Below are 10269 nucleotides of genomic sequence, written 5' to 3'. Positions count from 1 at the left end.
AAAGAAAGCTTCTGGATAGAATCCAGAGAAAAAATGGGTACTGGCTAGGAAGCCAGCACCAGCGTGAGAAGCCAGCACCAACGTCTGAAATCCGAAATCAGAAATCCCAAATCTACAATAGTTTCACAATTCATCACTCAAAACTCATAATTAAAAATAATCCCCATCTTACTCGGTAAAATGGGGTTATTTGCACTAACGATTACACAATACAAATTAATTCCATCCGCCGCCGAGTGCTCTGTAAGCATTTACAAAAGCATTCATTTGGCGCATTTTTGTTTCAATCAATTCCATACGTGATTCTAATACATCACGTTGGGTCAACAACACTTCCATATAATCTGCTCTAGCCGACTTGAAGAGTTTGATAGAGATTTCCGTAGATTGTGTAAGTGCATCTACTTGATTAGACTTCATGTTGAAGTTCTTATCCAAGTTATCAATGTTTGATAATTGGTTGGTTACCTCAATACAAGCATTCAACACTGTTCTTTCAAACTCGATGATTGCTTTGATTTGCTTGGCACTTGCGGTATTATAGCCAGCAATCAAGGCATATTTGTTTACCAATGGACCAGCAATATCGCCAGCCAATGAGGTAATCAATGCTTGAGGTAGATTGACCAAATACAAAGGATTGTAAGATCTAAAGCCCAAACCAGCACTCAAACCCAAAGAAGGGTAGAAGTTGGCTCTCGCGATATTTACGTCTAGTTTCGCAGCCGAAAGTTTCAACTCTGCGGCTCTTACATCTGGACGATTGATAATCAATTGCGAAGGCAAGCCAGCATACACTTTTGTTGGTGCCAAAGTGTTGAAATTATCCGAACTTCTATCTACATGTTGTGGGTAACGTCCCACCAAGAAGTTGATTTTGTTTTCGGCTTCAACAATTTTCTGCTGAATTTCATACTGTAAACTTTGCGTTTTGAATACCTCAGCCTCGAATCTGCGCACAGCTAGTTCAGTAACTTTAGCTGCTTGTTTTTCTTGTCTGATGATATTCAAGGCATTGTTCAAAATCTCGATGTTTTGCTTGATAATAGCCAATTGGTTGTCTAATGCCAATAACTCGTAATAAGAGTTAGCGATTTCGCCTACCAAATTGGTTACCAGAAAGTTTTTGCCCTCAATGCTTGCGAAATAGTTTTGTGCAGCTACTTTTTGTGCGTTACGCAATTTGTGCCAAATATCCACTTCCCAACTCGCTCTTGCGCCCACCATCATATCAGGCAAAACCTCTGGAGTTCTTACGCCAGGGCGGATTTCAGACATATCGTCTGCCGCACCTTGACTTGTATATCTCGAAATTTTGTCTACACCTAAGCCACCGCCAAGTTTTACAAAAGGAAGGTATTCTCCTTTACGAGCATTGATTTCGTTGCGCGAAATTTCAATTTCTTGTAAAGTAAGATTCAACTCCTGATTGTTTAACAAAGCTGTATCAATCAAGGCTTCCAATTTTGGATCCGTGAAAAACTCTTTCCACTTGATTTTAGCCACGTTGGTCGAGTCGCTTGTACCGCCATTATAGGTAGCAGGTGTATTGCGATTTTCTGTTTTAGTCACAGGTACCAAAGACTTTGGTACGCAGGCCGCTACCATCATCAGTACACAGCCCGTTGCTAAATAATTGATTTTTCTTATATTATTCATCGTCGTTACTGTCGTCTGGTTGAGGGAATGAATCTAATTGGTGAACTAGGTTTTCTGTCAATGAGTCGTTTTCTTCGTCTCTGATGAGCTTGCGACCTTCAGCCATCGAACCAAAGATATAATACAAGCCTGGTACAATGATTACCCCGAAGATGGTACCGAATAACATACCGCCCAAGGCCGAAGCACCAATCGTTTTGTTACCAATTGCCCCTGCACCATGTGCCAACACCAATGGAATCAAACCTGCGATGAAGGCAAATGATGTCATCAAAATTGGACGGAAACGAACTCTAGCTCCTTCGATAGCAGCGTCAAGTACTGTTGCGCCTTGGTGGTGTTTTTGCATGGCAAACTCTACAATCAATACGGCGTTTTTACCTAACAAACCAACCAACATAACCAAACCAACTTGTGCATAAATATCGTTGGCTAATCCCATTGATTTAATCATTAAGAATGAACCAAATACCCCTGCTGGTAACGATAATACTACCGACAATGGAATAATAAAGCTTTCGTACTGAGCAGCCAATACTACATAAACGAAGGCCAATACGATAAGGAAGATATAGATAGCTTCGTTACCACGTCTAACTTCATCGTAAGAAAGGGCAGCCCAGTCAATATCAAATCCGTGTGGCAATGTTTCTTTGGCAACTTGTTGTACCGCAGCAATCGCCTGACCCGAACTGTAACCTTTTGCAGCACCACCACGAATAGCGGCAGTAGTGTACATGTTGTAGCGGTTAATTTCGTTTGGTCCTTGCATTTTTTTGATTTTCATGAAAGATGAAAAAGGAACCATTTCGTCACGGTTATTTTTCACATACAATTTCATGACATCTTCTGGCAACTGTCTAAACTCTGGCGAAGCCTGAACGAATACCTTAAAGAAACGTTGGAATTTGATAAAACCTAGTTCGTAAGTACTACCAATCAAGATAGACAAAGTGTTCATGGCATTACCAATGGATACGCCTTTTTGCATAGCCAATTGGTTGTCGATTTCAAGCTCGTACTGAGGATAGTTTGCACTAAAGAAAGTAAACAAACCTGTAAGTTCAGGACGTTTTTCTAGGGCTTTCATGAAATCATTTTTCACGCTTTCCAATTGGTTGTAGTCACCCGAGTTAGTTTTATCCAACAATTGTAGGGCAAAACCACCTGCTGCACCATAACCAGGAACCGCTGGCGGATCGAAGAATTCGATGGTCGCTCCAGGGATTTCATGTGCTTTTTCTTCTAGTTCATAAATGATTTCAGAAACTGAATGATGACGCTCTTCCCATGGTTTTAAGTTGATCAAACAAGTACCCGCGTTCGAACCACGACCTTCGGTAAGTACCTCATAACCAGCCAAGGCTGATACCGATTGAATACCTTCTACTTTTTCTGCAATTTCTTGTAGTCTACGTGAAATATCGTTGGTACGCTCCAACGTTGAGCCTGGAGGTGTCTGAATAATGGCATAAATCATACCTTGGTCTTCACTTGGAATAAAACCAGAAGGGAGGTTTGATGCAATACCTGCGATACCTGCCACAAAGATAATCCATAATACTACGGTAACTAACTTACGGTGAGCGATTACCTTCAAGATATTTACATAGAAGTTTGTCAACTTTTCGAAACCAGCATTGAAAACATCCAAGGCTTTGTCTAGGATATTTTTCTTCTTAGGTTTTCCATGATTATTTTTCAAAATCATGGCACAAAGTACTGGTGTTACCGTAAGGGCAATTACCCCTGATAGAATAATTGAACTGGCCATGGTAATAGAGAACTGACGGTAGAAAATACCTACAGGACCACTCATAAATGCTACTGGAACGAATACCGCAGTCATCAATAACGTAATCGCAATAACGGCACCACTAATCTCACCTAATACTTTTCTTACGGCCTTATAAGGGGACAGGTGTTCCTCTTCCATCTTGGCATGGACGGCCTCGACGACGACGATGGCGTCATCTACTACGATACCGATAGCCAATACCAAGGCAAACAAGGTAATCATGTTGATGGTCAAACCAAACAACTTAATAAAGATGAATGCACCAATCAATGAAATAGGTACTGCAAGCGTTGGAATCAATGTTGAACGCCAGTCTCCCAAGAAAATAAATACTACCAAGGCCACCAAAATAAAGGCATCGCGAAGCGTATGAATTACGTTTTCGGTAGAAGCATTCAAGAAGTTAGATACGTCATAACTGATTTGGTAGTCCATTCCTGGAGGGAATGAAGACTTTTTCAATTCTTCCAGTTTATCTTTAACACTCTTAATTACATCACTGGCATTGGAACCATAAGTTTGTTTCAAGACAATCGCCGCCGAAGGATAACCATTTAGGTTGGAGTAAATATCATAATATTCACTACCTAGTTCTACCTTGGCAACGTCTTTGAGTCGCAAAATTTCCCCGTTGGGATTCGAGCGAATAATTACATCTTGATATTGTTCAGGTTTGTTAAAACGTCCCTGATACGTTAATACATATTCGAGCGCTTCGGCACGTTTACCATCGGCACGACCAATACGACCTGGCGAACCAATCACACTTTGGTCACCCAAAGCTTCCATGATTTCGTCTGCCGAAACGTTATACGCACGCATACGGTCTGGGTTCAACCAAATACGCATAGCGTACTGACGGCTACCCAATATACGTGCTTGTCCGATACCATTCAAACGCTGTAACTCTGGAATCATGTTCACCCCTGCAAAGTTGAACAAGAACTTCATATCTGCGTTTTTATCTTTAGAGTAAAGGTTCACGTACATCAACATACTGTTCATAACGCGGTTTACCACGACCCCTTCACGTTGCACCAACGTTGGCAAACGGTTTAGTACTTGAGCAATCCTCGTATTTACCTGTACGAGGGCTTGGTCAGGGTCAGTTCCTAAGTTAAAAACAATTTGAATGTTGGCCTCACCCGCCGAAGTGGCATCGGAAGTCATATAGCGCATACCCCAAACACCATTGATAGCCTGCTCAAGGGGAATAAGCACCGACTCGGTTAGTACTTTGGCACTAGCACCAGGATAAGAGGCACTTACCATTACTACTGGAGGCGCAATTTCTGGAAATTGTGAAGTAGGGAGTGTCTTCAAGGACAAAATCCCCATGAAAACGATGACGATCGATATTACTATCGCTAATACCGGTCTTTGTATGAATTTACTAAACATGTTCTTCTTGAAGTTTTTGAATAAACAAGTGATTGAAGTCAGGATGGAAAGAGGTAATCTTGAGTGATTGGTGGCTATGAAGCATAACCACCTCATCCATAGCTCAATGAGTGCGAATTCCAAAACTCACTCATCGCTTATTTACTCAAGCATAATAATTAACTCTTACCGATTCTTCGATTATTCAGCATACACTCTTAAGTGCGAAATCACTTTTTGTGGGTCTTCATAATCAAACTTAATCTTATCGTTGTCTCTCACTTTCTTAATACCTTCAAGAAGTATTTTTTCATCGCCTTTCAAGCCCGATTTGATGATATAGATATCTGGCAATTCAGCTCCGATGGTTACTTCACGCGATTTTACAGTATTGTCTTTATCTACGACAAATACATATTTTTTCTCAAGTACTTCGAAAGTAGCTTTTTGTGGAATAATCACAGCGTTTTTCAATGGTGATTCCATCAAGATACTACCAGTTTCTCCATGTCTCAACAACTTCTCTGGGTTAGCAAACGTAGCACGGAAAGCGATGTTACCCGTTTCGTTGTTGAAGTCAGCCTCAATCGTTTGAATCACACCTGTGTGAGGGAAAATATCTTGGTTAGCCATTTTCAATTTTACAATTGGTAAAGTTGTTCCTTTGGCTTTTGTTTTCAAGTCAAGATATTGAGATTCAGGCACATTGAAATAAACCCACATTTTGCTGTTGTCTGAAAGAGTTGTCAACAAATCACCTTCGTCCAACAAACTACCTTCACGTACAGCGAAGTGGTCCATGATACCGTCAAATGGTGCTCTGATTTCAGTAAAGCCCAGGTGCACTTTTGCCAAGTCCATTTCGGCTTTTGCTTTATCCCATTTTGCTTTTGCCAAGGCCAATTCGTTTTTCGAAACAATATTGCTTTCTGCCAACGATTTGGTGTTTTGGTATTCAATTTCAGCAAAATTTGCTTCAGCTTGCGCCTTTTGGAACTCCGCTTGGTATTGCAAAGGAAGGATTTGGAACATTAATTGTCCTTTCTTTACAAACTGACCTTCATCAACATAAATCTTTTTTAAGTAACCCTTTTCTAAGGCACGCAACTCAATGTGCTGAATCGCGCGAATCTGGCTCACAAACTCGTGGATGGCGGTTGTGTCTTTTTTGAGCGGGCTGGTTACAAGAAGTTTGATTTCTTCTTTCTTTTCTTCCTCTTTTTTAGAATCGCAGCTAGTATGGCATAGCATTACAGCCACACCCATAAGGATGAGAATTTTTTTCATGATTTTGTATTGTGAAATTGTGAGATAGAATACTATTATGAAGCTAGAAGTAGATTGAAGTATCAGCATGAAACAACAAAGTCATGATGATTTTTCTGAAAATCAATTACTTAGAAGCTAAAAATAATAGTTGAAATGAAGTCTGGAGAATTAAGCTCCAAAAGAATTATCTCATAGTCTGAAGACACGAAAGACTATGAATAACTTATTAGGAGTTAATTGTAAAAGGTTCTTATCGTAATAAGAAAATTGAGGGCTGCGAAGTTGGATTAAACGATGATACCAACTAAAGAAAAGTGAGGAAAGTGCATTACCACTTTGTATATTTTCAGAAGAAGCAAGAACCGCTTCGTCTTCTTCCACTTCTTTTTCATTTGCATCAAAAAAGACTTTTTCACCTCTTTCGGTAACAGGTACCGTGAAAGTTGGTGTTTGATGCGCGGCAATAAGAGAATGGTGAAATGTTGATTTCGAGTTTGAAGAAGACACAATTACCTCTCCATCCTTGTGTGCTCGAGCCATCAATTGGTTCGTGAAGCTCAACACGAGGATAACTAGTGAGAAGAGATATTTTACAAATGCCTTGTTCATTTGATGCGAAAAGTAATGTGTTGAAATAACACTTGCAAATGTTTTAACCCAAAATTTACATAAAAGAATCAAGAATCTTGTATTAGTTATATTATATCCTTAATTCTTTTTAAAATAAAAAAAATAGATTTTAAGATTTTGTACTTTTTCAGTATCTACAAAAACTTCAAACTGAGTCAAATAGATGGGTGCAAAGAGGGATAAAAAAGCGAATCGCTTAAGTGTTTGAAATATAGTGAGTTGACTTTTGTATGTGGCACTATTAATTCAATCTGTATGCTGTGGTCGCTCTTTAATTTAGCTTAGTATTTATTCCAAGTAGTTTTAAATCTTGGATTTGTCCAATCTAAATTTGTTGCCCAAGAGAACATAAATCTAGTTTTTGTTCAATATTTGAGTCAATTTAAGATGCTTTTGTTTGTTGAGACTCATTCCGTTTCGAAAGGTTTAATAAGAAGTTGAAAAAATTAAGATTTTTTCTCAAAAACTGCTAAACTGTAAAATTTAACTTTGGATTTTAGCCATCAGTCTGACCCAAAGCTGCTTAATGAAATAATTGTCGATAGTTTAGTGGCGTCATTTTTTTCATTTTTTTAAACTGTCTATTAAAGTTTGAAACATTCTGAAAGCCTGATTCAAAACAGATATCCGCGATAGAAATATCATTTTCTTGAAGCATTTTGCAGGCGTATTCAATTCTAATTTCGGTCAAGATATGACTAAAAGTTTCTCGAGTTCTATGCTTGAAATATCTGCTAAAAGCTGATTCACTCATATTAACCAGATTGGCAAGTTGTTCCAGATGAATCTCTTGTTGAAAGTTTTGCAACATATAAGCAAATACCTGCTTAATTCGAGCAGATTCTTCCGAATTATTAATAGTCATCGTGTAAGAGTTTAGATATTTGACATCGGTCGTCTTACTCATTTGATTTAGGATTGACAAAAAACCTAAAAGTCTATCCATTCCATCCAACTGACTAAGTGAAGAAAGCATTGGCTTGACTTGCTGGCAAAACTCTTTACTAAACTGAATTCCTCGTTTGGCATTCTCTAACAATTCCCTAACCTTGTGATTTTCGGGTTTTAAGAAAAAATCATTTCCCAAAAAATCTTCGGTGAAATGAATCACCGTTGATTGCGCCGTTTCGAATGACTTTCCTTCTATAAACTCAGCATCATTTTTGTAAAAATGTGGTACAAATGAGCCAATAATAACTAAATCGTCGGGGCCAAAGTCTTCGATACTTGTACCAATATACTTTTTTCCTGTACTTGTTTTCATCCAAACAATCTCTATTTCTGGATGAAAATGCCAAGGCGTTGGAAAAAATTGGCAGGATTGTTCAAATAGGTTGAACGACAATCCTGATGGCTTATTTATCTTCAGTAGTTGTGGTTTCATGGTATTGATTCTACATAGTTTAAGTTGAATTTGTCAAAAAAGTATTAAAAATTAAAAGAATAGGTAAATAATTACTTGTATTACTTTGATACATTTGTATAAATATTTAAAGAAAGTTTTGAATAAAATTTACTATGAAAAATATTATACCTTATTCCATAAAAGCACTATTGACCCTTGGTTGGGTAACAATTTCTTTCGCTTCTTTGGCGCAAACTCTCAAACAGCCTGAGCTTGGTCATCGTACTGTATCAATCCTGACCGTTGGGAAGTTGAAATTTAAAGACCTTAACAAAAATGGTAAACTAGATGCCTACGAAGATTGGCGTTTGCCTGTGGAGCAACGGATCAAAAACCTTCTAAGCCAAATGACTTTGGAAGAAAAGGCAGGAATGATGCTGATTAGTACTACCCGTATGGCTGGCGATTTTGCGTTTGAGCAAGGAAAGCCCAAAGGTCCCATCACGAGTGGTTTTAATGAGGAAGATTTGGTACAAAGTATCAATATGTTTAGCCGAAAACCTTTGCCGTATCCATTGCTTTCGGCATCGGGAACGACCAAGGGCGTAAAAGAAAAACACCTGCGAAATTTTATTTTACGTGCCAATACCGATGCCAAAACGATGGCCGAATGGTCTAATAATCTGCAACAATTGACGGAAGAAACTCGTCTGGGAATTCCTGCTATCGTGGCTTCTAATCCTCGTAATCATATTACTAGAGACAATTCCGTGGGCTTGAGTGTAGGAGCGACCGTATTCTCCAAATGGCCGGGCGAATTAGGCTTATCAGCTATGCGAGATTTAAAATTGACGCGTCAGTTTGCTGAAATTGCCGCTCAAGAATGGAAAGCTGTCGGGCTTCGTAAAGGTTATCAATACATGGCCGATTTGGCTACAGAGCCTCGTTGGCAACGAATAGAAGGCACTTTTGGCGAAGATGCCGACTGGGCTGCCAGTATGATGTTTGAAGTGGTGCAAGGTTTTCAAGGAAAAAAACTCAATACTAATTCTGTGGCATTGACGACTAAACATTTCCCTGGGGGTGGTCCGCAAGTGGAAGGTCAAGACCCACATTTTGATTTTGGGAAAGACCAACATTATCCTGGAGGAATGTTTGAATATCATCTCAAACCGTTTATTGCGGCGATTAAAGCGGGTACTTCTTCGATGATGCCCTATTACGCCAAACCTATTAAAACTGAATTTGAAGAAGTTGGTTTTGCTTACAGCAAAGCTATTATTACAGATTTATTGAGAAAAAAACTAGGTTTTAAAGGTATTGTCAACTCAGATACAGGCCCTATCGAAATGATGCCTTGGGGCGTAGAAGGGCTTTCGATTTTGGAACGTTATCAAAAAAGTTTAGACGCTGGCGTTGATTTATATTCGGGTTCTGCTGATCCGAGTTTATTGATAGAAACCGTTAAAAAAGGGCTAGTTAGCGAAAAACGAATAGACGAATCGGTAGCAAGAATTCTGAGAGAACGTTTTGAATTAGGGCTATTTGAAAATCCTTATGTAGACGCAGAGGCAGCCCAAAAAATTGTTGGAAATACCAATTTTCAAAAAGTTGCGGATATCGCTTTACGAAAATCGATTGTGGTATTGAAAAATGAAAAACAAACTTTGCCAATCAAAGCCAAAACTAAGGTGTATTTTGAAACTTATTTGGAGAGTGGAAAAAACAATCCTCACTATGTGTATCAACCAAAATCTTCGGCCGACTATGCGGTAGAGTTTGTAAAAACGCCTGAAGAAGCTGATCAAGTTATTATTTGGTTGATGCCAGGGAGCGCTGGTGGCTTATTTGGCTCAACAGGAGCACCGATTGATTTACGTCTTTCTAAAAACTTGATTGATGTTGACTATGTCAATAAAATTTTAAAATTAGGTAAATCAAGTACCCTTTGTGTCAATTTTACAAGTCCTTGGATAATGGAAGAATTGGCGCCGAGTAATGCCTTGTTGGCTACTTTTGGCACAACTCCTGAGGCTGTTTTGGATATAGTTTTAGGGAAATTTAAACCTTCTGGTAAACTTCCATTTTCTATTCCAGCGTCATCTAAAGCTGTAGTAGAAAATCTTTCGGATGTGCCGGGCTTTATGAAAAAAGGAGATTATGCCCTTTACAAATCTGGGGATGGCTT

6 protein-coding genes are annotated in these 10269 nt (G+C 39.0%); 1 reads left to right on the top strand and 5 read right to left on the bottom strand.

Translation table 11 applies throughout. The annotated features are described in order from the left end of the window. Positions 1-216 precede the first annotated feature (216 nt). The 5 genes from ACOVQ4_RS20675 to ACOVQ4_RS20655 all read right to left on the bottom strand — a co-directional run bounded on the left by ACOVQ4_RS20675 (position 217) and on the right by ACOVQ4_RS20655 (position 8120). A complete protein-coding gene (locus ACOVQ4_RS20675; RefSeq protein ID WP_421822504.1) occupies positions 217-1659 on the bottom strand; it encodes a TolC family protein in 1443 nt (480 codons plus the stop codon). Continuing rightward, complete coding sequence (locus ACOVQ4_RS20670) at positions 1652-4858, bottom strand: efflux RND transporter permease subunit (RefSeq protein ID WP_421822503.1); 3207 nt, start codon at positions 4856-4858, stop codon at positions 1652-1654. Before ACOVQ4_RS20670 ends, ACOVQ4_RS20675 begins: the two co-directional genes overlap by 8 nt. A 180-nt stretch (positions 4859-5038) precedes the next feature. Further along, positions 5039-6124: an efflux RND transporter periplasmic adaptor subunit gene (locus ACOVQ4_RS20665; protein ID WP_421822502.1), complete on the bottom strand. Its 1086-nt coding sequence runs from the start codon at positions 6122-6124 to the stop codon at positions 5039-5041. A 171-nt stretch (positions 6125-6295) separates the two neighbouring features. Beyond that, entirely contained in the window at positions 6296-6715 is a 420-nt protein-coding gene (locus ACOVQ4_RS20660) for a hypothetical protein (protein ID WP_421822501.1), read from the bottom strand. Between the two features lie 544 nt (positions 6716-7259). Continuing rightward, positions 7260-8120, bottom strand: a complete 861-nt coding sequence (locus tag ACOVQ4_RS20655) for an AraC family transcriptional regulator (RefSeq protein WP_421822500.1) — start codon at positions 8118-8120, stop codon at positions 7260-7262. A gap of 134 nt (positions 8121-8254) precedes the next feature. Between ACOVQ4_RS20655 and ACOVQ4_RS20650 the strand changes: the two genes are divergently transcribed. After that, on the top strand, positions 8255-10269 hold a 2015-nt coding region (locus ACOVQ4_RS20650), incomplete at its 3' end, for a glycoside hydrolase family 3 N-terminal domain-containing protein (protein WP_421822499.1).

Origin of the sequence: Flectobacillus sp. (assembly GCF_049240685.1) — a bacterium.
Lineage (GTDB): Bacteria > Bacteroidota > Bacteroidia > Cytophagales > Spirosomataceae > Flectobacillus.
The sequence above is the reverse complement of the archived record's forward strand: the minus strand, read 5'-3'. Positions and strand labels throughout refer to the sequence as shown.